At 43.9% G+C, this 24,467-nt stretch carries 20 protein-coding genes; 7 read left to right on the top strand and 13 right to left on the bottom strand.

Annotated features, from left to right (window positions below; translation table 11 throughout):
- Positions 1-6: 6 nt before the first annotated feature.
- The 7 genes from acpP to yceD all read right to left on the bottom strand — a co-directional run bounded on the left by acpP (position 7) and on the right by yceD (position 4,904).
- Entirely contained in the window at positions 7-240 is a 234-nt protein-coding gene (gene acpP, locus AC3CHU_RS05175; RefSeq protein WP_012603569.1) for an acyl carrier protein, read from the bottom strand.
- A 166-nt stretch (positions 241-406) separates the two neighbouring features.
- Positions 407-1,141 (bottom strand): 3-oxoacyl-ACP reductase FabG, encoded by a 735-nt coding sequence (gene fabG, locus AC3CHU_RS05170; RefSeq protein ID WP_010437280.1) that lies wholly within the window; start codon positions 1,139-1,141, stop codon positions 407-409.
- 25 nt (positions 1,142-1,166) lie between these two features.
- Positions 1,167-2,090 carry an ACP S-malonyltransferase gene (gene fabD / locus AC3CHU_RS05165; RefSeq protein WP_488525186.1) on the bottom strand — a complete coding sequence of 308 codons (924 nt, stop codon included), beginning with the start codon at positions 2,088-2,090 and terminating at the stop codon, positions 1,167-1,169.
- Between the two features lie 80 nt (positions 2,091-2,170).
- A complete protein-coding gene (locus tag AC3CHU_RS05160; RefSeq protein ID WP_010437276.1) occupies positions 2,171-3,121 on the bottom strand; it encodes a beta-ketoacyl-ACP synthase III in 951 nt (316 codons plus the stop codon).
- A gap of 5 nt (positions 3,122-3,126) precedes the next feature.
- Entirely contained in the window at positions 3,127-4,152 is a 1,026-nt protein-coding gene (gene plsX, locus AC3CHU_RS05155) for a phosphate acyltransferase PlsX (RefSeq protein WP_017062152.1), read from the bottom strand.
- A 9-nt stretch (positions 4,153-4,161) separates the two neighbouring features.
- On the bottom strand, positions 4,162-4,332 hold the full coding sequence (gene rpmF, locus AC3CHU_RS05150; protein WP_004737376.1) for a 50S ribosomal protein L32: 171 nt from the start codon (positions 4,330-4,332) through the stop codon (positions 4,162-4,164).
- A gap of 44 nt (positions 4,333-4,376) precedes the next feature.
- The gene (gene yceD, locus AC3CHU_RS05145; protein ID WP_004733994.1) at positions 4,377-4,904 is read right to left on the bottom strand and encodes a 23S rRNA accumulation protein YceD; all 528 of its coding nucleotides are present in this window, start codon (positions 4,902-4,904) and stop codon (positions 4,377-4,379) included.
- 149 nt (positions 4,905-5,053) lie between these two features.
- Between yceD and AC3CHU_RS05140 the strand changes: the two genes are divergently transcribed.
- Positions 5,054-5,635 (top strand): Maf family protein, encoded by a 582-nt coding sequence (locus AC3CHU_RS05140; RefSeq protein ID WP_488525185.1) that lies wholly within the window; start codon positions 5,054-5,056, stop codon positions 5,633-5,635.
- A gap of 252 nt (positions 5,636-5,887) precedes the next feature.
- Here AC3CHU_RS05140 and rluC read toward each other — a convergent pair whose 3' ends face one another.
- Positions 5,888-6,832, bottom strand: a complete 945-nt coding sequence (gene rluC, locus AC3CHU_RS05135) for a 23S rRNA pseudouridine(955/2504/2580) synthase RluC (protein ID WP_017078123.1) — start codon at positions 6,830-6,832, stop codon at positions 5,888-5,890.
- A 618-nt stretch (positions 6,833-7,450) separates the two neighbouring features.
- Here rluC and rne point away from each other — a divergent pair.
- Together rne and AC3CHU_RS05125 are read left to right on the top strand one after the other, a co-directional pair.
- Complete coding sequence (gene rne / locus AC3CHU_RS05130) at positions 7,451-10,654, top strand: ribonuclease E (protein WP_488525184.1); 3,204 nt, start codon at positions 7,451-7,453, stop codon at positions 10,652-10,654.
- 258 nt (positions 10,655-10,912) lie between these two features.
- Positions 10,913-12,460 carry a SulP family inorganic anion transporter gene (locus AC3CHU_RS05125; protein WP_004733998.1) on the top strand — a complete coding sequence of 516 codons (1,548 nt, stop codon included), beginning with the start codon at positions 10,913-10,915 and terminating at the stop codon, positions 12,458-12,460.
- Positions 12,461-12,571: 111 nt separating this feature from the next.
- Here AC3CHU_RS05125 and AC3CHU_RS05120 read toward each other — a convergent pair whose 3' ends face one another.
- Positions 12,572-13,021, bottom strand: coding sequence for a low molecular weight protein-tyrosine-phosphatase (locus tag AC3CHU_RS05120; protein WP_488525183.1), 450 nt, complete (start codon positions 13,019-13,021; stop codon positions 12,572-12,574).
- A gap of 84 nt (positions 13,022-13,105) precedes the next feature.
- Here AC3CHU_RS05120 and cobO point away from each other — a divergent pair, with 84 nt between their 5' ends.
- Positions 13,106-13,711, top strand: a complete 606-nt coding sequence (cobO, locus tag AC3CHU_RS05115; RefSeq protein WP_054542045.1) for a cob(I)yrinic acid a,c-diamide adenosyltransferase — start codon at positions 13,106-13,108, stop codon at positions 13,709-13,711.
- Between the two features lie 235 nt (positions 13,712-13,946).
- Here cobO and AC3CHU_RS05110 read toward each other — a convergent pair whose 3' ends face one another.
- The 3 genes from AC3CHU_RS05110 to apbC all read right to left on the bottom strand — a co-directional run bounded on the left by AC3CHU_RS05110 (position 13,947) and on the right by apbC (position 18,156).
- Positions 13,947-16,073 (bottom strand): AsmA family protein, encoded by a 2,127-nt coding sequence (locus AC3CHU_RS05110; RefSeq protein WP_488525182.1) that lies wholly within the window; start codon positions 16,071-16,073, stop codon positions 13,947-13,949.
- 106 nt (positions 16,074-16,179) lie between these two features.
- The gene (gene udk, locus AC3CHU_RS05105; RefSeq protein ID WP_004734002.1) at positions 16,180-16,821 is read right to left on the bottom strand and encodes a uridine kinase; all 642 of its coding nucleotides are present in this window, start codon (positions 16,819-16,821) and stop codon (positions 16,180-16,182) included.
- Positions 16,822-17,079: 258 nt separating this feature from the next.
- On the bottom strand, positions 17,080-18,156 hold the full coding sequence (gene apbC / locus AC3CHU_RS05100) for an iron-sulfur cluster carrier protein ApbC (protein ID WP_488525181.1): 1,077 nt from the start codon (positions 18,154-18,156) through the stop codon (positions 17,080-17,082).
- Positions 18,157-18,314: 158 nt separating this feature from the next.
- On the opposite strand from apbC, the gene metG reads away from it, so the two are divergent.
- Complete coding sequence (gene metG, locus AC3CHU_RS05095) at positions 18,315-20,375, top strand: methionine--tRNA ligase (RefSeq protein WP_488525180.1); 2,061 nt, start codon at positions 18,315-18,317, stop codon at positions 20,373-20,375.
- A gap of 221 nt (positions 20,376-20,596) precedes the next feature.
- Positions 20,597-21,076 carry a YehS family protein gene (locus AC3CHU_RS05090; RefSeq protein ID WP_017084024.1) on the top strand — a complete coding sequence of 160 codons (480 nt, stop codon included), beginning with the start codon at positions 20,597-20,599 and terminating at the stop codon, positions 21,074-21,076.
- Positions 21,077-21,275: 199 nt separating this feature from the next.
- On the opposite strand, the gene fadR is transcribed toward AC3CHU_RS05090, so the two are convergent.
- On the bottom strand, positions 21,276-22,115 hold the full coding sequence (fadR, locus tag AC3CHU_RS05085; RefSeq protein WP_017084025.1) for a fatty acid metabolism transcriptional regulator FadR: 840 nt from the start codon (positions 22,113-22,115) through the stop codon (positions 21,276-21,278).
- A gap of 639 nt (positions 22,116-22,754) precedes the next feature.
- On the opposite strand from fadR, the gene nhaB reads away from it, so the two are divergent.
- Positions 22,755-24,347, top strand: a complete 1,593-nt coding sequence (nhaB, locus tag AC3CHU_RS05080; protein ID WP_488525179.1) for a Na(+)/H(+) antiporter NhaB — start codon at positions 22,755-22,757, stop codon at positions 24,345-24,347.
- Positions 24,348-24,467 lie beyond the last annotated feature (120 nt).

Below are 24,467 nucleotides of genomic sequence, written 5' to 3'. Positions count from 1 at the left end.
AGATTATTACTGAGCGCTAGTTACGTAATCGATAGCAGCTTGAACAGTAGTAATTTTCTCAGCTTCGTCATCTGGGATTTCAGTGTCGAATTCTTCTTCTAGAGCCATTACTAGCTCAACTGTGTCTAGAGAATCTGCACCTAGGTCATCAACGAAAGAAGCTTCGTTTTTAACTTCAGCTTCGTCTACACCTAGCTGTTCAACAATGATTTTCTTTACGCGTTCTTCGAGGTTGCTCATTTTTTCTTTTCCTTTACAGAGTTCGCTTTATGCGATGTTTTCCGTAGTTTATTCAATCTATTGAAAGTTGCAAGGTCAACTTTTCTGGTCAAACCACAATTTTCACGATTTTAACCGAAATTACGTATGATCTTGACTTAAATCATGCACAAATGTTGCACATAATTTACACCATGTACATACCGCCATTGACGTGAAGTGTTTCACCTGTGATATAAGCTGCCGCAGGTGACGCCAAAAATACCACAGCTTCAGCGATTTCGCGAGGGTCACCTAGTCGACCTGCTGGTACATTCGCCAAAGTTGCTGCACGTTGGTCATCATTTAGCGCTTTAGTCATGTCTGTTTCGATGAAACCTGGCGCTACAGTGTTCACTGTAATACCACGAGACGCAACTTCACGAGCCATTGATTTAGTGAAACCAATCACACCAGCTTTTGCTGCTGCGTAGTTAGCTTGACCAGCGTTACCCATAGTACCTACTACAGAACCAACGTTTACGATACGGCCTTGACGCTTCTTCATCATGCCACGCAATACAGCTTTAGACATGCGGAAGATAGGCGTTAGGTTAGTATCAATGATGTCATTCCATTCATCGTCTTTCATACGCATGAGAAGGTTATCACGAGTGATACCTGCGTTGTTAACCAGAATGTCAATCGCACCGAATTCATCGTTGATGGTTTTCAGTGTAGCAGCAATTGAGTCAACATCAGTGACATTAAGAGCAAGACCTTTACCGTTCTCACCAAGGTACTCGCTGATTGCAGCAGCGCCGCCTTCAGACGTAGCAGTACCGATAACTTTAGCACCACGCTCAACTAAAAGCTCAGCGATTGCACGACCGATGCCACGGCTTGCGCCTGTAACTAGTGCAACTTTGCCTTCTAAATTCATCATAACTTCTCTATTAATTGGTTATTTACTTAGCAGCGTCTAGTGATGCAGTGTCATTAACTGCAGCAGCTGTCATAGTTTTAACAATACGTTTTGTTAGACCAGTAAGAACCTTACCTGGGCCTAATTCTAGTAGCTTTTCAACGCCTTGCTCATTCATCGCTTGTACACCTTCAGTCCAACGAACCGGGCTGTATAGCTGACGAACAAGTGCGCTTTTGATTTTTGCAGGGTCTGTTTCAGCAATAACATCGACGTTATTGATAACAGGCAGTGCCGGTGCGTTGAACTCTAGAGCTTCTAGAGCAACCGCTAGCTTGTCTGCTGCAGGCTTCATAAGGGCACAGTGAGACGGCACAGATACAGGTAAAGGAAGAGCACGTTTAGCGCCTGCTTCTTTACATAGTGCACCAGCACGCTCTACTGCTGCTTTGTTACCCGCGATAACAACTTGGCCTGGTGAATTGAAGTTAACTGGAGACACAACTTCGTCTTGTGCCGCTTCTTCACACGCTTTAGCAATCGCTTCATCATCTAGACCGATGATTGCGTACATTGCACCAACGCCCGCAGGAACCGCTTCTTGCATCAGTTGACCACGTAGCTCAACCAGCTTGATCGCTTCTTTAAAGTCGATAACACACGCACACACAAGTGCAGAGTATTCGCCTAGGCTGTGGCCTGCTAGGTTTGCAGGTTGCTCTAGACCAAGCTCTTGCCATACACGCCAGATTGCAACAGACGCAGTGAGTAGAGCTGGTTGAGTACGGAAAGTTTCATTTAGATTTTCTACTGGACCATCTTGAACCAATGCCCATAGATCGTAACCAAGTGCTTCTGAAGCTTCAGCAAATGTCTTTTTAACAACATCATACTGTTCGCCTAGGTCAGCAAGCATACCGATAGCTTGAGAGCCTTGGCCTGGGAATACGATAGCAAATTTGCTCATTGTAATTTTCCTTTAAGCAAAGCAAAAAATTGAATAAGGCACATAAGTTATGTGCCTTGTTTGTTGATTATCGCTTGGGGTTAGAATTTAACTAACGCAGAACCCCAAGTGAAGCCACCGCCAAATGCTTCAAGTAGAAGCGTTTGACCACGTTTAATTCGCCCGTCGCGAACAGCCTCATCAAGGGCCGTTGGTACGGTAGCTGCCGACGTATTGCCGTGCTTATCAAGAGTAATCACAACTTGATCAAGCGACATCGTCAGCTTCTTAGCGGTTGCCGAGATAATACGGTAATTCGCTTGGTGTGGAACTAACCAATCAAGCTCTGACTTATCCATATTGTTCGCGGCTAATGTGTCTTTAACTAGCTTAGAAAGCTGAGTTACCGCCACTTTAAATACTTCGTTGCCCGCCATGTGCAGCCACTTGTCTGCATCACCGCCACGCTCTGGAACTTCTAGGCTTAGAAGCTCACCATATTTACCATCAGAGTAAATATGCGTAGACAAAATACCTGGCTCTTCGCTTGCGCCTACAACCACCGCGCCTGCAGCATCACCAAATAAGATGATAGTAGAGCGGTCAGTCGGATCACAGGTTTTTGACAGTGCATCCGCACCGATTACCAAAACGTTTTTACACATACCAGTCTTGATATGTTGATCAGCAACAGACAGTGCATAGACAAAGCCAGAACACGCCGCAGCTAAATCAAACGCAGGGCAGCCTTTAATACCAAGCTTACCTTGTACCTGACATGCCGAAGACGGGAATGTATGGCTACTGCTGGTTGTCGCAACGATGATTAAATCAATATCTTCTTTGTCGATACCTGCCATCTCAATGGCATTCTCAGCAGCGTAAAACGCCATATCCGCAACGGTTTCGTTTTCCGCTGAAATACGACGCTCTTTAATACCTGTTCTAGCAACGATCCACTCATCGCTAGTCTCTACCATTTTCTCTAAGTCTGCGTTAGTACGCACCTGAGATGGCAAGTAGCTGCCAGTACCTAAAATTTTGCTATACATGAAGACTAATAATGCCTCTCGAGTAAAACCGCTTCCAAACGATCGCTAATGCGGCTGGGGACTTGTCGTTTGACCTCGTGTACTGCTTCACCAATCGCGTTGACGACTGCAGACACATCAGCACTTCCATGACTTTTAATGACAATGCCGCGCAATCCTAACAAACTTGCGCCGTTATACTGGTCGGGGTTCAAGGTTTTTAATTCAGTAAATAGCTCAGAAAACAACATTCTGGCGATCCAACCCTTTATTGTTGAAGCCATCATGCGCGTTTTTAGCTTATCAATAAAGAGCTGAGCCGTACCTTCGCACGTTTTTAAGCAGACATTGCCCACAAAACCATCACATACGACGACATCAGCAGCATCTTGAAGTAATTGATTACCTTCAATATAGCCTATGAAGTTCACAGACTGAGTATTAGACAACATTTCCGCGCATCGTTTCACAAGGTCATTGCCTTTGATTTCTTCGGCACCGATATTCAAGATAGCGACACGTGGAGCGCGACCTAAATGTTGTTCCGCTAATGCACTGCCCATTACAGCAAACTGAAACAGTGAATCTGCGTCACTAGAAACGTTCGCTCCTAAATCAAGCATCCATGTACGGTTGCCTGAAGCAGTAGGCAAAGCTGAAACCAACGCAGGCCTATCAATACCGGGAAGGAGTTTGAGTCTGAAACGAGATAACGCCATCAGTGCACCAGTGTTACCACCACTCACACAAGCATCAGCCTGTGATTCGGCAACCAAATCGATAGCAGCACGCATAGAACTACCCTGACTATTACGTAAGGCTAGGGAAGGTTTTTCAGAATTGGAAATGACTCGATCACAATGCTGGATACTCAAACGAGAATCAGGCATTCGACCTAATGAAGATAATTGAGATGTGATCGCATTTCGATCACCTATGAGAATGACTTTTAGCTCTGGGAAATACGACAGTGCCTGCACGGCGGCAGGCACTGTTACACGAGGACCGAAGTCCCCGCCCATTGCATCAAGCGCAACGGTTAGATTTTGCAAAGGTCAACCTTACTTGTTGATAACCTTTTTGCCGCGGTAGAAACCTTCGGCAGTCACGTTGTGACGTAGGTGAGTTTCACCTGAAGTTGCGTCTACAGAAAGTGCAGCTGTAGTTAGCGCATCGTGTGAACGACGCATGCCACGCATTGAACGTGATTTCTTGCTCTTTTGTACGGCCATTGACCCTACTCCTATGTAAATTCTTAAAGATACTTATTAATAAGTTACTTCTTTAAGTTTTTTAAAACATCAAATGGATTCGGCTTTTTATCTTCCTCAATTTCTTCAGGAAGTTCACCAAACACCAAGTTATTTGAGTTAACGCTACATTTCGCATCGTCGTGCATTGCTATTTGTGGCAATCCAAGGATGAACTCGTCTTCAACTAATTGAATCAGGTCTAACTCACCGTACTCGTTCAGATCTACCAAATCGTACTCTTCCGGTGCTTCCTCTTCACTTTTCTCGCTGTAAACAGGAGTATAAGTAAATTGGACATCGCACTCATGTGCGAAAACCTCATTACAACGTTGACACTCTAAATCGACTTCGACGTTAGCTTTACCAGAGATAACGACTAATCGTTGTTCATCAAGCCCAAATGACATTGAGACTTGCGCGTCACGTTTTACGCCTTCAGTTGTTTCGGTTAAACGCTTTAAAAGACTGACTTGAATGATACCATCCATATCGAGTCGTTTTTGAGCCGTTCTTGCCGGATCAACTGTACGCGGTATTTTTTCCTTTTGCATAGGGCGCGAATCTTATCTTCCAAATCGTGTTTAGTCAAAGGAAATGGCAAAAAAAATGTACTTTCCTACCTTTCCTGTTCAGAGCATTATGAATAGCAGGATAAGTTACGTTATCCTGAACTAAATGCTTACACGAATTGTAAATTAAAATGAGAAATTACCAACTAGTTTTAGCTTCTACATCTCCATTTAGGCAAGAGATCCTCAAAAAACTACAGTTAGACTTTGTCACAGCGAAGCCTGACTGCAATGAAACACCACTTCCAGAAGAGACACCTCAACAGTTAGTGATGCGTCTTGCCGAGACGAAAGCCAAGTCTTGTACTATCGAACAACCAAGCCTAGTGATTGGTTCCGATCAAGTGTGTGTGATTGATGGAGAAATCATTGGTAAACCACACACTCGTGAAAAAGCGATTGAGCAGCTATCTCGCCAAAGCGGTAAAAGCATCACTTTTTATACTGGGATAACCGTATGGAACAGTGAAACCAATAAAGCCGACACTCGCTTAGATACCTTCATCGTGCATTTCCGTGATTTAACACAACAGCAGATCATTTCTTATGTTGAGAAAGAACAGCCTTATTACTGCGCGGGCAGCTTTATGTGTGAAGGGTTAGGTATCGCGCTATTTAAACAGATGGAAGGTAAAGACCCAAACACGCTGATCGGCTTACCGCTGATCGATCTGGTTGATATGTTAGAAGCGCAAGGAATGAGCGTACTATAACGGATACCCTCTCTTTGTTAGAGATTCCCTACGCCTTCCTTTGTCAGTCTAGGGAATGACGAAGATAGCTACATCATCCATCAGCTCATAATGTAGAACCTGCCTTTAAAAAGTCGTCATCCTCATGAGCGAGGAACGAGCGAGTTGGGGATTTTCTACAACAGATGAAAACAAAAAAGGTTGACGGATTTCGTCAACCTTTTTTGTTAGTAGATAGGTAAGGCTAGAAACAGCTAACCCTTTCGTATCTTCTTAAAGCTTACGTAGACCAGTGAGTGCTCTCTCTAGCCTTTTTTCCATTGGAGCAGAGATATCCATCTTCTCTTCGCTACCTGGATGGGTAAACTTAATGTTGGCGGCATGTAAGAACAAACGATTCAATCCTACTTTACCCGTGTAAGCATCAAAACGACGATCACCGTAACGGTCATCCCAAGCAATTGGGTGGCCAGTATACTGAGCGTGTACTCGAATTTGGTGCGTACGGCCGGTAATTGGGCTTGCCTGAACTAACGTCGCATCTTGGAATTTTTCCAAAACCTTAAAACGAGTTTCAGAAGCCTTACCATTCGGGTTAACGCGAACAATGCTGTTTACTTCATTTTTCAATAAAGGAGCATTAACCACTTTACAGCTGTTCTTCCATTCGCCCATCACTAAAGCGAAGTAGTATTTTTGAACCGTTTTTTCACGGAACTGTGCTTGAAGGTGTCTTAGCGCCGAGCGCTTCTTAGCAACAAGCAAAATGCCAGACGTATCTCTATCAATACGGTGTACCAATTCAAGAAAACGAGCATCAGGGCGAAGTGCACGCAATGCTTCAATCGCGCCAAACTTTAGCCCGCTACCACCATGAACCGCAGTACCTGATGGTTTATTCAGAATCAGCATGTGATCATCTTCATAAATGATGCACTGTTCTAATTCAGAAACCTTATTGAGTTTCGTGCTTGGCACGTTCTCTTCTGTTTTCTCTTCAATAGTGACTGGCGGGATACGAACTAAATCACCTGCTTTTAGTTTGTATTCAGCCTTGATGCGTTTTTTGTTTACGCGGACTTCGCCTTTACGCACGATTCGGTAAATCATGCTTTTCGGGATGTTTTTTAATTGGTTGCGTAAGAAGTTATCAATACGCTGACCAGCCATATCTTCGTCAATGTCGACAAATTGGACTTGGGTTCTAATTTCGCTCATTGGGCCATTGTATCACTGTCACTTTTGATAATTGAGATTTTCTTAACCCTATTCTGAACTTATTTATCTATAATCCCTACCGATCTATCCCTAAAAGGTCTTTGAAGTTCTATATTTCTTTGATTCTTCGAACAAAAAAGCACCAAGCTTCCTGCAAATTAAAATATCAATTGATAAATTATTTATAGACAGTGAGTTAGAGCTATCAAAACCCAAACAAAAACTGTTTTTTTTACCGCATTACGACAAAGCAGATTGCTGTGTTTACCGACCACTGCTATAGTTCACAGCTGCTATCAATGGATTGACTAATATTTAAACAGCTAACCATTCATAAGCAAGTAAATGAGTAGATGACTCAGATTAGACAGTGCTGCAATCGGCGTAAGACACGGTCAACTGAGTTCCTTATCGCTCTACTCACGTACACTCATGTTGAGTATTCACCGCCACATCGCGGATCATAGGCTAACTCCCTATGATGACTGACGTGCCCCAGAGCATCCCTACTCCAGCCGGGAGGCTGCACCGATAAAGCCATGGGATCTGGCACCATGAGAAACGAATAAAGCGATAAGACCAATGATGAAAATAAGAAAAGACAATGAGAATTTCTAAATGAAAAGAATGTTAATTAACGCAACTCAAAAAGAAGAGTTGCGTGTCGCTTTGGTTGATGGCCAGCGACTGTTCGATCTAGATATCGAAAGCCCAGGTCACGAGTCAAAGAAAGCGAATATCTACAAAGGACGTATTACCCGTATTGAACCAAGCCTAGAAGCGGCATTTGTTGATTACGGCGCAGAACGTCACGGTTTCCTCCCTCTTAAAGAAATTGCCCGCGAATACTTCCCTGAAGGTTATACATACCAAGGCCGTCCTAGCATTAAAGAAGTGCTAAGAGAAGGACAAGAAGTAATCGTACAAGTTGAGAAAGAAGAACGTGGTAGCAAAGGCGCTGCACTGACAACTTTCATCTCTTTGGCTGGTAGTTACTTAGTTCTTATGCCTAATAACCCTCGTGCTGGCGGTATTTCTCGTCGTATCGAAGGTGATGAACGCACTCAACTGAAAGCAGCATTAAGCACTCTTGAGCTTCCTCAAGGCATGGGCTTAATCGTGCGTACAGCAGGTGTTGGCAAAAGTGCAGAAGAGCTAGAGTGGGACTTGAACGTTCTATTGAATCACTGGGGCGCTATTAAGCAAGCTTCTGATTCAAATGCAGCTCCTTTCCTTATTCACCAAGAAAGTAACGTTATCGTTCGTGCGATTCGTGACTATCTACGTCGTGATATTGGCGAGATTCTAATCGACAGCAATACTATTTTTGAACGTGCACAAGCGCACATTCAATTAATACGCCCAGATTTCATGAATCGCGTTAAGAAATACGATGGTGAAGTGCCACTATTCAGCCATTACCAGATTGAAAGCCAGATCGAATCAGCTTTCCAACGTGAAGTTCGTCTTCCGTCTGGTGGTTCTATCGTGATCGACCCAACAGAAGCTCTAACTTCTATCGATATCAACTCTGCTCGTGCAACAAAGGGCAGCGATATTGAAGAAACAGCGCTAAACACTAACCTAGAAGCAGCCGATGAAATTGCACGTCAATTACGTCTACGTGACCTAGGTGGTCTTGTTGTTATCGACTTCATCGATATGACTCCAGTTCGCCACCAACGCGAAGTTGAAAGCCGTCTACGTGATGCCGTTCGTTTAGATCGTGCACGTGTTCAGATTGGTCGTATTTCTCGCTTTGGTCTTCTAGAGATGTCTCGTCAACGTTTGAGCCCATCACTAGCAGAAGCAAGCCACCACATTTGTCCTCGTTGTACAGGTACTGGTGTTGTTCGTGATAACGAATCTCTAGCACTTTCTGTTCTACGCTTGATTGAAGAAGAAGCTCTAAAAGACAACACAGCACAAGTACTTGCTGTTGTGCCTGTTCCAATTGCCTCTTACCTTCTGAACGAAAAACGTCGCTCAGTAAACCACATCGAGAAGAACCAAGAAGTTAAGATCACTGTTGTTCCTAACTCTGACATGGAAACACCACACTTTGAGGTTATCCGTGTTCGTGAAGGTGAAGAGTTCGATCTACTCTCTTACTTGCTGCCTACCAAGCTAGAAGCTTTAAAAGAAGCAGAAAGCAAAGAACCAGCAGAACAGACTATTCGTCCTAAGAAGATCGAAGAGCCTGCTCTGAAAGGTTTCGCGGCTCCAGCTCAATCAGCACCCACTCCTGCTCCAGCTCCTAAAGCTGTTGAAGAGAAGAAAGTTGAACCAGCTGCAACGCAAGAACCTAGCCTAATTGGTCGTTTCTTCAAAGCTATCGGTAGCTTCTTATTTGGCTCTTCAACTCAAGAAGAGAAGAAAGAAGAAGAGAAGCAAGAAGAAAAACCTAAGAACAATCGCAACAATGGTAACCGTCAACGCCGTGATCGTAACGACAACCGCCGTCGTAACCAACGTGGTGACCGTGGCGAACAACGTAACGAGCGTGGTGACCGTAGCGAACAACGTAACGAACGTGGTGACAATCGCAACGAAAACCGTGACAACAAACGCCGTCGTAAACCTGTACGTGATGAGAAACCTGAAGAGCAAAAAGAAGCAGCTCCACAGCAAACTCGTCAGCCTCGTAAGCCTAAGCAAGATCGTCGCAATAAGCCACGTGATGAGCAGAAGCAACAGGAAGAGCAAGTACCATCTAAATTAGCAGAAGAAGGTCTACAGCTTGCGGCAGAAGCTCAAGCTGATAAACCAGAAGCGCCAAAGGCGAAGCCTGAAGCAAAAGCTGTGAAAATTAAAGAGCGTCGTCAACGTCGTAAGCTGAACAAACTAGTTCGAGTTAAAGACCAGCAAGCTCAAGCAGAAGCTGACAACAATGCCGATAACGCTTCAAAAGAGCAAAAGGTACAAACAGCAAATCACGAACAAGCTGTAGCTCAAGAGCAAAAAGTTGCGGAACAAGTAGATGCAACTCAAGTAAATGCTGAGCAAACAGAACAGGAAGAGCCGAAGCAACGTCGTAACCGTCGTTCTCCACGTCACCTACGTGCAAGTGGTCAACGTCGTCGTCGCGGTCGTGATCGTCGCCCTAACCCATTCCGCCTACGTAAAGGTGGTGTAGCTTCTCCTGAGATGGCTATGGGTAAAGTGATGCCTCGCTTCATTCCTAAACCTCACCACAATCAGACAAAACCTGAAGTGGCGGAAATGGACGTTGCTGTTGAAGCTCAAGTTGCTACTGAAACTCACGTTGCTGTTCAAGCTCAAGAGCAAAATACAGCTCAAGAGAATGCACCTCAAAGCAACGTAGTGATGGCTGGCGGTTTTGCTTGTCCTGAATTAGCTATGGGTAAAGTAATCATCTCTCGTGAAGACGCAGTTGTTGCTGAAGAAACTCGCTCTGAAGCTCAGGTAACTGAAGCTCCTGTAGTCGTTGAAGAAGCACCAGTGGTTGTTGAAACTGAGAAAGTTGAAGCTCCAGTGATTGTAGAAGCGACGAAAGTCGAAGCGGCTGTTGCAGTAGAAGAGACAACACCAGTTGTTGAAGCTGAAGCACCTAAAGCTGAAAGTGCAAAAGTTGAAGAAGCGCCTGTTGTAAAAGCAGAAGCTCCTCAAGCTGCACCAAAAGCAACGGTTGCTAAGAAGCAAGCAGGCTCACCAATGACTAAAGCTCCTGGTCCACAAGAGATCAAAGAGATTGAAGTTGTTGCAGCTCCGTTCCGCACTGAGCGTTTTGTACCGAAAGGTGCAGGTAGTCAAGCAGCGTCGAACCAAGCTGGCGCAGGTATGACTAAGCCAAACTACTAGCGATTACTGATAGATAATCACAAGTAAATAGAATCAAAGGCTGCTTATTAAAGCAGCCTTTTTCATATCTACTAATCGAATAAAAATTAACAGATATATTACTCAAAGTTAGGTTCAACCTTGAACTTAGTCACATTTTTGGGTAGCATTCGCGCACTTATCTTTTCGACACTTCGCTATTGCCGCTCTTTTCCATCACTGTTTGGCTACGCAATACACTCGTGTCGGTAAATCCATTTTTAGCATAGCTGAGCAAACATGTTCGAATTCCCACAATTTTCAAAGCACTCTGTAAAGAATGACGTGCTTTCAGGTCTTACAGTAGCCCTAGCTCTGGTACCTGAAGCCGTAGCATTCGCCTTTGTTGCTGGCGTTGACCCAATGGTTGGTCTTTACGCAGCATTCATCGTAGGTTTAATCACTTCCGTCTTCGGTGGTCGTCCAGGTATGATTTCTGGTGCAACTGGCGCAATGGCCGTTGTAATGGTGAGCCTAGTGGCAACCCATGGCGTTCAATACCTATTCGCAGCCGTTATGCTGGCTGGCCTTCTGCAAATTGCAGCGGGTGTATTCAAGTTAGGTAAATTTATCCGTATCGTTCCACACCCAGTAATGATTGGTTTCGTGAACGGTTTGGCAATTGTGATCTTCCTAGCTCAGCTTGGTCAATTTAAAGCGCCAGACGTAACGGGTGCATTAACTTGGTTACCAAGCGGTCAAATGACACTGATGTTAGGCCTAGTCGCACTCACTATGGGTATCATCCACTTCCTACCTAAGCTAACAACAGCAGTACCATCTTCATTGGTTGCTATTGTAACGGTAACGGCTTTGGTTGTAGGCCTTGATCTTGAAACTCGTACTGTTGTTGACTTCCTACGTACTATGTCTGGTGACGAAGCCGCTACGCTAGCGGGCTCTCTACCAACGTTCTCTATTCCTGCAGTTCCGTTTTCTTTCGAGACACTTCAGATCATCCTGCCATACGCAATTATCCTTGCAGCTATCGGCCTGATCGAGTCTCTACTGACACTAACGGTACTAGACGAGATGACAAACACTCGTGGCCAATCTAACCGTGAATGTGTTGGTCAAGGTATGGCTAACGTAACGTGTTCTGTATTCGGTGCGATGGGTGGTTGTGCGATGATCGGTCAATCGATGATCAACGTAAACTCAGGCGGTCGTGGTCGTCTTTCAGGTATCGTAGCGGCAGTCGCACTACTGATGTTCATCCTGTTTGGTTCTGCACTGATTGAAATGATTCCTCTAGCAGCACTTGTGGGCGTAATGTTCATGGTTGTTATCGGTACGTTTGAATGGGCAACCTTCAAGCTTGCGCGTCGCGTTCCTAAGCAAGATTTCTTCGTTATCGTTCTGGTTACCGTGGTAACAGTACTAACGGACCTTGCGGTCGCTGTTGGTGTGGGTGTTGTTGCTTCGGCACTAATGTTCGCATGGCAACATGCTAAACACATCTACGCAGACAAATCAGTTAACGCTGAAGGCTCTAAAGAGTACAAAGTTAACGGCCCAATCTTCTTTGGTTCAACCGCTAACTTCCTTGAGTTGTTTGACGCATATAACGATCCACAAGATGTTATCGTTGATTTCGCCAACTCACGCGTAACAGACCACTCTGCAATTGAAGCGATCGACACGATTGCTGACCGTTACGCTGCACTAGGTAAAACACTTCACCTTCGCCACCTAAGCCAAGACTGTGTTGCTATGCTGCACAAAGCCGGTAGCTTAGTTGAAGCGAACGTTGCAGAAGACCCAATCTACAAAGTAATGTCTAAGTAAGCTTAGTCATGGCTTAAAGCTAGATTTAGAAAGGCCGACATTCGATGTCGGCCTTTTTTATATCGATGAACCTTGATACTTTATCGCCCAGCCAAGAACACAGCCTCTACACTAAATTGAACGCAGTATCGCTTCGCTAGACTCTTCGATTAAATCCAACACCAACTCAAAGCCATTTCCCTCACCATAATAAGGATCCGGTATCTCTTGATATTGTGACTCTCCAAAGCTCAAGAATAGCGCAAGTTTGTATTGAAGGTGGGCTGGGCACTGATTCGTTAAATCATCTAAATTCGCCCTATCTGCCGCGAGGATCAGGTCAAATTCTTCGAAGTCATTATCAACCACTTTACGAGAAGTAATCCCCTTAAAGCTGTAACCTCGCTTCTCTCCTGCAGATTTGGAACGCGAGTCTGGCGGGTTGCCTTGATGAAAACCAATCGTCCCTGCAGAGTCGACCACAACGTCAATATCCAGTTGTTGCGCTTTCTTCCTTAGCACCGCTTCACCTGTTGGCGAACGACAAATATTCCCCATGCAAACAACGAGTATCTTTTTCATCCGTAATCACCTGTTCTTCCGATGGTTTTTGCTATCGTTAAGTTAGGCTATGATAGGCGCAATCACAACTTAAAAGGATTTGTTATGTCGACCGAAGACAACAAAGAACAACGCCATAAAGCAAGACAACAGAAAGTAAAAGAACAAGTTGATGCACGAGTGGCTGCAGCACAAGAAGTGAAAGGCTTATTGCTGGTTATTACTGGTAACGGTAAAGGAAAATCAACATCCGGTTTTGGTACCATTACACGTGCCGTTGGTCATGGTAAGAAATGTGCCGTTGCACAATTTGTTAAAGGGACTTGGGATAACGGCGAAAAGAACGTACTTCAAAAGCTGGAAGTGGAATTCCAAGTTATGGGAACTGGCTTCACTTGGGAAACCCAAGACAAAACAAAAGATATTGAAGCCGCACAACGTATCTGGAAAGAATGTCAGCGCATGCTAGCCGATGAGTCGATTGACGTAATTCTGTTTGATGAGCTGACTTATATGGTGAGCTATGGCTATATCGAACTGGATGAAGTGGTAGAAGCTCTGAATAACCGTCCTAAAATGCAGTCAGTAATCATTACTGGCCGTGGCGCGCACCGTACTCTTACAGAGATGGCGGATACGGTATCTGAAGTTCGTAACGTGAAACACGCTTTCGAATCGGGTGTGAAAGCGCTTCAAGGCGTTGACTGGTAATCGCATTCAACTAGAGATCCCCGACTCGGTCATTCTTCCCTCTCGAGGATGACGACCACTAGACTGTCACGTCCTTGAACAAAGCACGACTGCCTATCGTCATTCCCTTGAACGAGGAACGAGTGTCAAAGGTAATCTCTTTGCTTACTAAGCCCGGATAATAATCAGCACCTAAACAAAAGCGCCACTCCTGCAACAAGAGTGGCGCTTCTTTTATATACGAGTTAGGCAAATATTAGTTAAAGAAACCTTTCAACAAACCGTCAACCGCTTCTTTGGTCTTCTCGTCTTTGATCTTATCCGTTAGCTTATTCACACCACGGTCGATCTCTTCTTGTGCTTTTTGCTTCAACACATCATCAAAAACAAGCGCAAATTTCGGGTCAGCCCATTGGCCTGTCACCTTAATTGGGATGGTCACATCTTTCAGGTCATCAATGTTCTTGCCGCCCTGACCTTCAAGCGAACCAACAATCGATGTACGAACAAGGAAGTCGACCGTTTCATTAATGAAGTTTGCTTTACCTTGACCTGTCACGCGTAGCAGTGGTGACTGTGCCGATAAGTCGTTCGTTGAAACCCAACCCTTATCAACTTTCAGTGTCGCTTTCATTGCGCTGAAGTCCGTCTTTTGAGCCTCATCTTTGCTTTCGACTTTTTCGCCTTTGATCTTAGCGTAATTTTCTCGAATCAATTGAGCAACGTTGATGCCATTCACCGCACCATCTTCAAAGTTAATCACGATCGTGCCGACTAGGTTCTTCTTGATTCCTGTTGGCGTAAGGCTCTTACCTTTAACGTTAACATCGATATTACCCGTCCCTTCCAGCATGTCGTTGTTCGCTACATCAACCAGTAACGGTTGAACCTTCACACCTCTAATTTTCTTATTAGCAGTGTAAGTCGCTGGTGTTTTACGAGCGTCTAGCTTAGCGGTCGCAGAAATAGAACCTTGGTAAAGATTCGATGTGAATGAGGTTAGCTCTGCGATACCACGGTTAACCGAAAATGCCGTTTTAACATTCTGCATCTTCGCATTGCTCGCCTTGAACTTATCAATCGTGATGTCACCTTTCACGTCGAGCGTTTTCAATGCAGAAAGATCAGGTTCGACTTCTTTAGCAGGAGCTGAACTACCAGAGTTTGACGTTGAGCCACCAGCAGAACCAGAAGGAGCTGTGCTCGCTGTTTCTGTTGTATTGCCTAAGCCTAAGAACTCATCTAAATCAATATTCGGGCTATGAAGAGAGAAACGAACTTTTGGTATTTCAGATAGGGTTACGTCTGCTTTACCGTCTAAAGCAATAGCGTTAGCTTGTAGCTTCTCTAACACAAAGCTCAGGTGGCTCTTATTAAGATCGAAGCTTAAATCAGACAGCATGTCGACTTTCATTGGAGACTGAGGAAGCGTGTCGCCTTTGAATGTTGAGTCTAACGTTAATTTGTTCAGCGTTACTTTTGAAATCGCGCTATCGACGGTAAGTTCACCGCCACCTTTAAGATCAAGGTCAAGGCCAGCCGCATTACCGATTACAGCGTAAGTCAGTTGGTTTACCTTATCGAACTCAAACGTATCCAAGCCAATTTTTGCTGACTCAATCGACGTTGCTGGATCATTGAACTTAGCGTTTAGGTCAATATTACGCAGTGCGTAACTTGCGAAGCCTTCCGCTAATTTGAATTCAGCACTGCCGTTTGCAGAGAATTTCTGTTGATTGTTTTCACCAGAAGCCGCAAACGTCGCGGTTGTCCATGTATCAACGGCAAACTCAGAAAGGTTCAAAGACACATCGTATAACTTAGTAAATGAACCAGCTTGCTTGTCGTCCATCTCAAACAACGCATTTGAAACAGTGACGCCGGCAAGGTTGATCGTCCAACCAGATGCGTCTGTAGCACTTTGCTCTTGGGGCGCAGGTGTTGATTCAGAACTTGCGTCAGCTGCAGGCTCAGACTCTTGAGGAGCTGATGCTTGAGTTAGCGCGTCGATATTCTTACGACCATCTTTAAGCGTTTCTAAATAGAATTCTGCACCATCTAGAGTAATGTTGCCGATCTCTAGTTGGTTGCTAAATAGCGGGGTAACCGAAACATCAACGCCAACGGTATCAACCTTAAACAGATTTGGTTGGGTGAATCCTTCAGGGTTACGTAATTCAGTTTGACCAAGTTCGAAGCCAATAGATGGGAAGAATTGCCAGCTGATATCGCCCTCGATCACGAGCTCTAGGCCTGTGTGTTTTTGGGCTTGTTCGACAATTAATGGCTTAAATTGGTTAGGGTTCACTAACAGCACTAGTGCCAGAATTGCTGCAACGACAACAAATACTGGTACAGCTATGAAAATGAGTAGTTTCTTCATCCGCATATTCCTTGCTTAGATTCCAAAAGAAAGTGGCACTATAAAAGTGCCACTGATTCGGTAAAAAATAAAGCTAAGTGAGTCACTTAGGCAAAATTTTATTCGATTAAGACTTCAACAACTTCGCAATGTGCGCTTTTAGCACGTCAATCGCAATGCGGTTTTTACCACCACGAGGAACGATGATGTCTGCATGTTGTTTTGAAGGCTCGATAAACTGCATGAACATTGGACGTACTGTTTCTTGATATTGCTTAAGTACCGTGTCCATTGTACGACCACGTTCTTCTACATCACGCTTAACACGGCGTAGTAGACAGATGTCTAACGGTGTATCCATAAACACGCTTGCGTGCATTAGTTTACGAAGACGCGGGTCTGTTAGAAGCAGAATACCTTCTAAAATGATCACTTTCTTAGGTGTAAGTGTAGTCGTTTCAGAGGTACGTGTGTGTTCTGTGTAGCTGTATTCAGGAACTTCTACCGCATTGCCACTCATTAGCTGCTGTAGGTGTTCACATAATAGATCATGATCCAGTGCATTTGGGTGATCGTAGTTAGTTTTAACACGCTCTTCCATACTCAAGTGGCTTTGGTCGCTGTAGTAGCAATCTTCCGTGATAACACCAATTTGATGGTCGCCTACTTTCTCGCGCAACTCATTATAAATTGTACTAGCAATCAGACTTTTTCCTGATGCTGAAGCGCCAGCGATACCTACGATGACACATTGATTATTATCAGACATTAATTTTGCACCCGATATGGTTTGGTGGTGGGAAGAGATAAACCGCCTGATTATAGGGGCTAAACAACATAGATTCTAGTCGCCATTCTAGCTAATTGCAGTCAAATTGATGTTATCTATACATTAAATGAATACAATCGTTTGCTTTCGAATAACTGGCGTACAACTATTTGCACAAACCCAACGGCTCTTTAGCCAAATACAAAAGCTATTTATCTCACCCAAACATTATTTATACGGCCTTAAGACTTATCTACTCTAATCAACCATAGAAAAGTTGATCGCTTCAGGTCTCGCTTTTCCCGTCCAGAACATTTTCGCAGCCACATTTTCAGCCAATTCTAGGTAATGACGAGTGTGTTCGCTGTCCGGGCGGCGTATAACCGTTGGGCGGCCCGCGTCGATGTCTTCTCTTACATCAATATGCAGTGGAATTTGCGCCAAAATATCGAGGAAGAACTCTTCCGACATGGCTTCTGCACCACCAGCACCGAAGATATGCTCTTTTTCGCCACAGTGACTACAAATATGGTAACTCATGTTTTCCACTAAGCCTGCAACTGGCACGCTCACTTTATCGAACATCGCTACACCTTTACGTGCATCGGCTAAAGCCAAGTCTTGAGGTGTCGTCACGACTACCGCGCCCGTTACTGGGATTTGCTGTGAAAGTGTGAGCTGAATATCACCTGTGCCCGGTGGCATATCGATAACAAGGTAATCTAAATCAGGCCATACGGTTTCGTTAACAAGCTGACCTAAAGCCTTCGCTGCCATTGGGCCACGCCAGATTGCTGCATCATCTTTCGACACAAGATAGCCAATAGAATGAGTGAAAATGCCATGCGCCTCGATTGGCATCATCCATTTGTTGTTCTGTACTTCTGGCTTTGCATCCAGTTGACCGAGCATCATAGGCACAGATGGACCATAGATATCCGCATCCAACAAGCCCACTTTTGAACCTGACTTAGATAACGCAAGCGCGAGGTTTACCGAAGTTGTCGATTTACCCACCCCACCCTTTGCCGACGTCACGGCGATAATGTTCTTAACGCCTTTCAATGGTGTTGCGACTGTAGTTTCTAGCGCAGACGGCTTCACTTTTACTTCAAACTGAAAAGTGCTGACAAGCTGTTGTTCAATCTGGGAGTTGATCCACTGTTCCAGTTCAACCGCGAGCTGATTAGCTGCAAAAGGTAAGGTAATGACAAATGACCCACGAGGATCAACCGATACAATATTTTGGTGTAGCGCCCACTCTGGGATGAGGATTGGTGACTCGAACTCATTCAACCATGAACAGAAATCTTGCTTAGAAGTAAAGTTACGCATTGGGGCTCCTTTTTTTATTTATGCTATCACCCACGAGATGAAGACTGAACCCCTAAAAAACTAGGGGAATCCTTTGTCTGATACCTTGGCGTATCACACGTTATAAAGTAGTATTACCTCTCAAAATTTATACCTATCAAAAAAGCGAATTATTAAGTATGGCAACTGATCCAAGACAACTTTTGGTAACTTGTGCGCTTCCGTACGCTAACGGCTCTATTCACCTTGGCCATATGCTTGAGCATATCCAAGCTGATATCTGGGTTCGATACCAGCGTCTACGTGGCAACACTGTAAACTTCATCTGTGCTGACGATGCTCACGGCACGCCAATTATGCTTAAAGCTCAACAGATGGGTATCACGCCAGAAGAGATGATCGCTGCTGTTAGTGAAGAGCACCAAAAAGACTTCGCTGGCTTTGATATCAGTTTTGATAACTACCACAGCACACATAGCGAAGAGAACCGTGAACTGGCTTCTCACATCTATCTAGAACTTAAAAAGAACGGCTTCATTTCTAGCCGTACTATTTCTCAGCTTTTCGATCCTGAGAAAGAGATGTTCTTACCAGACCGCTTCGTAAAAGGTACTTGCCCTAAGTGTAAGTCAGAAGACCAGTATGGTGATAACTGTGATAACTGTGGTGAGACATACAGCCCAACTGAGCTAATTAACCCTAAATCAGCGGTTTCTGGCGCGACTCCAGTAATGAAAGATTCTGAGCACTTCTTCTTCGACCTACCTCAGTTCGAAAGCATGCTTAAAGAGTGGACTCGTTCTGGCTCTCTACAGAATGAAACTGCAAACAAAATGCAGGAATGGTTCGAGTCTGGTCTGCAACAGTGGGATATCTCACGTGATGCACCTTACTTCGGCTTCGAAATCCCAGGCGAGAAAAACAAATTCTTCTACGTATGGCTAGACGCTCCTGTTGGCTACATGGCTTCTTTCAAGAACCTATGTGACAAGCGTGACGATCTAAACTTTGACGAATACTGGAAGAAAGACAGCACAACTGAGCTTTACCACTTCATCGGTAAAGACATCGTTTACTTCCACAGCCTATTCTGGCCTGCAATGCTAGAAGGCGCTGGTTTCCGTAAGCCAAACAACGTATTCGTACACGGCTACGTAACGGTGAACGGTGCGAAGATGTCTAAGTCGAAAGGCACATTCATCAAAGCAAGCACGTACTTAAACCACCTAGACCCTGAGTGTCTACGCTACTACTACGCTGCGAAACTAAACAGCCGTATCGATGACCTTGACCTTAACCTTGAAGACTTCACTCAACGTGTAAACGCTGACGTCGTGAACAAGGTTGTTAACCTAGCGTCTCGTAACGCTGGCTTCATCACGAAACGTTTTGAAGGCAAACTTGCTGCTGAATTTGCAGAACCTGAGCTATACAACGAATTCGTTGCTGCTGCTGAGCGTATCGGTCAGCTATACGAAACTCGTGAGTTCAGCCGCGCTATCCGTGAAATTACTGCACTAGCAGATAAAGCTAACCAGTACATTGACGAAAAAGCACCTTGGGTTCTTGCGAAAGAAGAAGGTAAAGAGAAAGAGCTTCAAGAAGTTTCTTCTGTCGGTATTAACCTATTCCGCGTGCTAATGGCTTACCTGAAACCCGTTATGCCAGAGCTTGCGGCTCGCACTGAGGCTTTCCTAAACGAAGAACTAACGTGGGAAGCTATTGCTACACCGCTAACTGATCACGAAATCACTAAGTTCAAAGCGCTGTTTAGCCGTATTGATCCGAAGAAAGTGGAAGCAATGATCGAGTCTTCTAAAGAAGATGCAGCCGCAGAAGCAGCTGCGAAAGAAAAAGCAGAAGCTGAAAAAGAGCAAGCAAGCCAAACTGAGCTAGACAAAGAGCCAATCGCAGACGAGATTGAGTTCGACGCCTTTGCAGCAGTCGATATGCGTATTGCTCGTATTATCTCATGTGAAGAAGTACCAAAAGCGAACAAACTACTGAAGTTCCAACTGGACATCGGTGGTGAAACTCGTCAAGTATTCTCTGGCATCAAGTCAGCATACAAACCTGAAGAGCTAGAAGGTAAGCTAACCGTAATGGTCGCAAACCTAAAACCTCGTAAGATGAAGTTTGGTATGTCTGAAGGCATGATCCTAGCCGCAGGCCCTGGTGGCAGCGACCTGTGGATCCTTGAGCCACACGAAGGTGCTCAACCTGGTATGCGTGTAATGTAATTCTGGCTTCAGTCAGATAACAAGCACTCATAGCGAAATCCCTAATGCACTTTTAACTTGAATGAGTTAATAAGCATTGGGGATTTTTTATATCTACCGAAAATAAGCGTTCTCTGTTAGAGTCGCCGTCAACTATGCTATGTAGAGTAGAAATTGGTTTGTCGACGATAACGGGCTAACCAACACCTCTTTACTCTCCAAACCCTTTTTAGGAATTCCCAGTGACTAACAACGAAATCTTGCGTCGTATTCAACACGCGCTAAACCTTAAAAATGCACAGATCATTAAAGCTATCGAGCAAGCTGATGTGACCGTTGCTCATGACCAAGTGATCAACTGGCTAAAAGAAGACAACGACAAGTCATGCTCTACGATGAAAGATAAAGAGTTAGCGGTATTTCTAAATGGTTTTATCAACCTTAAGCGTGGCAAAAAAGAGGGTGTTCAGCCTAAACCTGAAGTTGCTCTGACTAACAACATGATTTTCATGAAGCTGCGTATTGCGTTGAACATGAAAGCAGAAGATGTATTAGATATATTAGAAGTGGTAGGCATCAGCCTAAGTAAGTACGAGATTGGTGCTTACTTCCGTAAGCCAGAGAACAAGAACTACAAAGTATGTGAAGACCAACTACTTTGCGATTTTCTAAATGGCGTGCAATTTACTAACCGTCCAGACTCAGAAGAGTTTGCAGGGTAAGTTACTCATCATAGATAGATAAATGACTACTTATAGATAGTTGCTGGCCACTGGTAAGTTACTGCCTATTGATAAGTTTTCACCAACTATCGATAAATAAAAAGCGGCGAGATAATTTGATTATCTCGCCGCTTTTTCGTTTTCTTTACGTCGTTTACTTAATAAGTAAACCAACCTAACAGTACTTTAATGAAAAGACTTAGCTGTCGTCTTCAGTAAAGTTTGTTGGTAACGTTGTTTTCATCTCGTTCCAAATCTGTGCGCTTGCGATACCGTAGTTACGAATCACAAGTGGCAAGTTTTCACGCTCACCACTTTCACAAATAACAAACAAGTCTTTGTAGAACTCCATGGCTAAGCGACGAGCTTCTGGATTAGAGAAGTAGTAGCTGCCAACACGGTCGTACAATTTACGAACACCGTTGAAGATCAGACCATAAATTTGGTTACCTGAATGGAATGCTAAACGTTGGAAAAGCATGTAATCGTAAAAGTTAAAAGTTTTAGCAACTAAGATCGTTTGACGCTTCGTTTCATCTTTTTCTGCGTCTTCTTTCACTGATTGTTTGATCTTGTCAGCGTACGGGGAAGACTCTAGGAATTCATCCCATGTCGGTGCCGCAAGTAAAGCTTCACAGGATTCGATCACATTAGTAATCGTACGCTCAGACGCTTCTTTATTTGCTTTAAATGCATAACGCATAAAAATAGGGCTGATATTGGTGCGTGCAGCAAGTAAGTCTTCTACCATTTTGCTTGCGTTATCAACATCCAACGTCATTAATGTATCAAGAATATGAAGACCTGACGTTTCCATAAACTGGTTAACTTTAGTTGGCTTACCGTGTTGGATTGTCAACCAACCATCACGAGCAAGACGCTGAAGTACTTCACGAAGCGTAGTACGTGTAACACCAATCAGCTCAGAAAGCTCACGCTCTGCGGGCAAGATAGAACCTGGAGCGAAACGGCCATTCCAAATACTTTCAATGATATACTTTTCTGCAAATCCTGCCGGGCTTTTAGCCTTAATGACCATCTACACTTCAATCCAATTTAATTATTCTGTTCTAATTTACTCATCATACCACTAGTTCACACCCAGCGGAAACACCCTCAAAAATTTTACTCCCCCAAAACACCAGTAGAGTTAAAACTCTAAAGTTCAGCACACGTTTGCACCCTAGGTTTGAAAAGCAAGCAACGATAAACCACCATTTCAACAAATCATTAACACAACAAATTTTCTTTAAAATCAATGAGATTGGTCATAATTTCAAAGTTATTAATTTGCAATATTAAGTTGTAATAATCATATATAAACCGTCGTTATTCTGTTAATTTCAATCATTTCGCTGAAATATTGATTCTAGTCGGTTTTTATCACATTTTAAGTGGTATGCTTGCGCTACTTTGATCGCGTTTCTCAACAAAAAAGAGGTATTTTTAGGGCTACAGGGGTTTTCCTGTTGACTAAATGTTATCTAAGAGTAGAGTTGCGCTCAAAAATTAGCAGTGCTTGAGTTTCTAAGGGAGTGACTTGGCAAGACCACAGAACATTACATGGAATGTAGTTTTTCTAAGTCACTGTTAGTTATAGTTTTTAACAATCTCTATAGCTCGATTCTCAAATGTTGTATTGCTTATCTATTCATAATCAACATAAAAGAGTATTAACATGCCGATGTCTCTCGGAAACGCTTTTATCAAGAACTTCCTTGGTAAGGCTCCTGATTGGTATAAACTTGCCATCATTTCCTTTTTAATCATCAACCCGTTTGTTTTCTTCCTAGTTGACCCATTTGTTGCGGGCTGGCTATTAGTGGTTGAGTTTATTTTCACTCTAGCTATGGCTCTAAAATGCTACCCTCTTCAACCGGGTGGTTTATTGGCAATTCAAGCGGTCGCCATTGGCATGACCAAACCCGAAATGGTTTATCATGAGCTACAAGCAAACCTTCCAGTTTTACTCTTATTAGTATTCATGGTTGCTGGCATCTATTTCATGAAAGAACTTCTTTTGTTCATTTTCACGAAGATCCTGCTTGGCATTCAATCCAAAGTCCTACTCTCTGTCGCTTTCTGTATCGCAGCTGCTTTCTTGTCAGCATTCTTAGATGCTCTAACAGTAATCGCCGTTGTTATTAGCGTCGCGGTTGGCTTCTACTCTATCTATCACAAGGTTGCATCAGGTAAGGGCACAACGTCAGCGCACGATCATACTCATGATGAAGAGATCTCTGAGCTTACACGTGATGATTTAGAAAACTACCGTGCTTTCCTACGTTCACTACTTATGCACGCTGGTGTGGGTACTGCACTCGGTGGTGTAATGACCATGGTAGGCGAGCCACAAAACTTAGTGATTGCTAAACAAGCAGGCTGGGAATTCGGGGAATTTATCATCCGTATGCTACCTGTAACACTGCCTGTTTTCTTCTGCGGTATTCTAACTTGTGCACTTGTAGAGAAATTCAAAGTATTTGGCTACGGTGCGGAGTTACCAAATAATGTTCGCCAAATCTTAGTTGAATTTGACAACAAAGAACGCGCAAACCGTACAAAACAAGACGTAGCAAAACTATGGGTTCAAAGTGCAATCGCAGTTTGGCTTATTGTCGGCCTTGCACTTCACGTCGCTGAAGTTGGTTTGATTGGTCTTTCAGTTATCATCCTGGCAACGGCGTTTACTGGCGTTATCGAAGAACACTCAATGGGTAAAGCCTTTGAAGAAGCACTGCCATTTACTGCACTTCTTGCCGTCTTTTTCGCTGTTGTTGCTGTAATCATCGACCAATCACTATTTAAACCAGTGATCGATGCAGTACTTCACGTTGAAGATAAAGGCGCACAGCTTGCACTATTCTATGTGGCCAACGGTATTTTATCGATGGTGTCAGATAACGTGTTCGTAGGTACGGTATACATCAACGAAGTGAAAACAGCACTGGTTGAAGGCATCATTACTCGTGATCAGTTCGACCTACTTGCTGTTGCTATCAACACAGGTACGAACCTACCTTCAGTTGCTACGCCAAACGGCCAAGCTGCATTCCTATTCCTATTAACATCAGCACTTGCTCCGCTAATTCGACTATCTTATGGCCGCATGGTTATCATGGCCCTGCCATACACCATCGTATTAGCGCTTGTTGGTCTTGCAGGTATCATGTTCCTCGTCGAGCCGATGACAGCATGGTTCTATGATGCAGGTTGGATCATTCAGCGCACTGGTGAAGCTGTTGCTCCAGTTATCTCTGGCGGTCATTAAGCTAAACACTGTGTCGCAAACCATAAAATGTGTAACTCACTAATCAAAAATATTAGTTGATTAGGAAACTTATCCAAGATAAAAAGCTCTGAGTATTCAGAGCTTTTTTATTTTATAGAC

Source organism: Vibrio sp. QJM3NY_39, assembly GCF_057785895.1.
The sequence above is the reverse complement of the archived record's forward strand: the minus strand, read 5'-3'. Positions and strand labels throughout refer to the sequence as shown.

Excerpts from the sequence above, each read along its gene's own strand:
- acpP (WP_012603569.1), bottom strand. The coding sequence starts at position 240 with ATGAGCAACCTCGAAGAACGCGTAAAGAAAATCATTGTTGAACAGCTA.
- fabG (WP_010437280.1), bottom strand. The coding sequence starts at position 1,141 with ATGAATTTAGAAGGCAAAGTTGCACTAGTTACAGGCGCAAGCCGTGGC.
- fabD (WP_488525186.1), bottom strand. The coding sequence starts at position 2,090 with ATGAGCAAATTTGCTATCGTATTCCCAGGCCAAGGCTCTCAAGCTATC.
- AC3CHU_RS05160 (WP_010437276.1), bottom strand. The coding sequence starts at position 3,121 with ATGTATAGCAAAATTTTAGGTACTGGCAGCTACTTGCCATCTCAGGTG.
- rpmF (WP_004737376.1), bottom strand. The coding sequence starts at position 4,332 with ATGGCCGTACAAAAGAGCAAGAAATCACGTTCAATGCGTGGCATGCGT.
- yceD (WP_004733994.1), bottom strand. The coding sequence starts at position 4,904 with ATGCAAAAGGAAAAAATACCGCGTACAGTTGATCCGGCAAGAACGGCT.
- AC3CHU_RS05140 (WP_488525185.1), top strand. The coding sequence starts at position 5,054 with ATGAGAAATTACCAACTAGTTTTAGCTTCTACATCTCCATTTAGGCAA.
- rluC (WP_017078123.1), bottom strand. The coding sequence starts at position 6,832 with ATGAGCGAAATTAGAACCCAAGTCCAATTTGTCGACATTGACGAAGAT.
- rne (WP_488525184.1), top strand. The coding sequence starts at position 7,451 with ATGAAAAGAATGTTAATTAACGCAACTCAAAAAGAAGAGTTGCGTGTC.
- AC3CHU_RS05125 (WP_004733998.1), top strand. The coding sequence starts at position 10,913 with ATGTTCGAATTCCCACAATTTTCAAAGCACTCTGTAAAGAATGACGTG.
- AC3CHU_RS05120 (WP_488525183.1), bottom strand. The coding sequence starts at position 13,021 with ATGAAAAAGATACTCGTTGTTTGCATGGGGAATATTTGTCGTTCGCCA.
- cobO (WP_054542045.1), top strand. The coding sequence starts at position 13,106 with ATGTCGACCGAAGACAACAAAGAACAACGCCATAAAGCAAGACAACAG.
- AC3CHU_RS05110 (WP_488525182.1), bottom strand. The coding sequence starts at position 16,073 with ATGAAGAAACTACTCATTTTCATAGCTGTACCAGTATTTGTTGTCGTT.
- udk (WP_004734002.1), bottom strand. The coding sequence starts at position 16,821 with ATGTCTGATAATAATCAATGTGTCATCGTAGGTATCGCTGGCGCTTCA.
- apbC (WP_488525181.1), bottom strand. The coding sequence starts at position 18,156 with ATGCGTAACTTTACTTCTAAGCAAGATTTCTGTTCATGGTTGAATGAG.
- metG (WP_488525180.1), top strand. The coding sequence starts at position 18,315 with ATGGCAACTGATCCAAGACAACTTTTGGTAACTTGTGCGCTTCCGTAC.
- fadR (WP_017084025.1), bottom strand. The coding sequence starts at position 22,115 with ATGGTCATTAAGGCTAAAAGCCCGGCAGGATTTGCAGAAAAGTATATC.
- nhaB (WP_488525179.1), top strand. The coding sequence starts at position 22,755 with ATGCCGATGTCTCTCGGAAACGCTTTTATCAAGAACTTCCTTGGTAAG.